Below are 679 nucleotides of genomic sequence, written 5' to 3'. Positions count from 1 at the left end.
GGCGCATGTCGTCGATGCGACGTATGAGACGCCGGCGCAGTACCACAACCCGATGGAGCCGCACGCCATCGTCGCGGCCTGGGACGGCGACCGCCTCAGCATCGACACGCCGACCCAGGGGCTGGCGATGGCGCGGATGCGCCTCGCCGGACTGTTCGGCATCCCGCCGGAGAACATCCACATACGCAGCCCGTTCCTGGGCGGCGGGTTCGGCGGCAAGGGGCTGCTGTCCGGGCCGCAGGTCCTCGGCATCCTCGCGGCGCGGCTGGTCGGCCGCCCGGTGAAGCTGGTGCTGCGGCGCGAGCAGCTGTTCGGCCCGGTCGGGCACCGCGCGCCCACGCGCCAGCGGCTACGCCTCGGCGCCGACGCGGCGGGCGGGCTCACGGCGATCGACCACCATGTCCTGACCGCGTCGAGCACCTTCGACGATTTCTTCGAGCCCGCCGCGGGGGCGTCGCACGCGCTCTATGCCAGTCCGGCGATCGCGACCTCGCACACGGGCGTGCGGCTCGACACCGGCACGCCGATGTTCATGCGTGCGCCGGGTGAGGCGCCGGGCAGTCTCGCGCTGGAGAGCGCGATCGACGAGATGGCGCAGGCGTGCGGGATGGACCCGCTCGATTTCCGGCTGAAGAACTATGCGGAGGTGGAGCCGATGTCCGGCCACCCCTTCTCGTCC

Annotated in this window: 1 protein-coding gene; it reads left to right on the top strand. The window is 72.3% G+C overall.

Annotation, left to right across the window (positions count from 1 at the left end; all coding sequences use genetic code 11):
• The coding region (locus B8460_RS20650) for a xanthine dehydrogenase family protein molybdopterin-binding subunit (RefSeq protein ID WP_048863505.1) at positions 1-679 on the top strand (679 nt) is incomplete at both ends.

The sequence above is a fragment of the Acidisphaera rubrifaciens HS-AP3 genome, assembly GCF_000964365.1.
Taxonomy (GTDB): domain Bacteria; phylum Pseudomonadota; class Alphaproteobacteria; order Acetobacterales; family Acetobacteraceae; genus Acidisphaera; species Acidisphaera rubrifaciens.
This window is presented reverse-complemented; position numbering and strand designations above follow the sequence as displayed.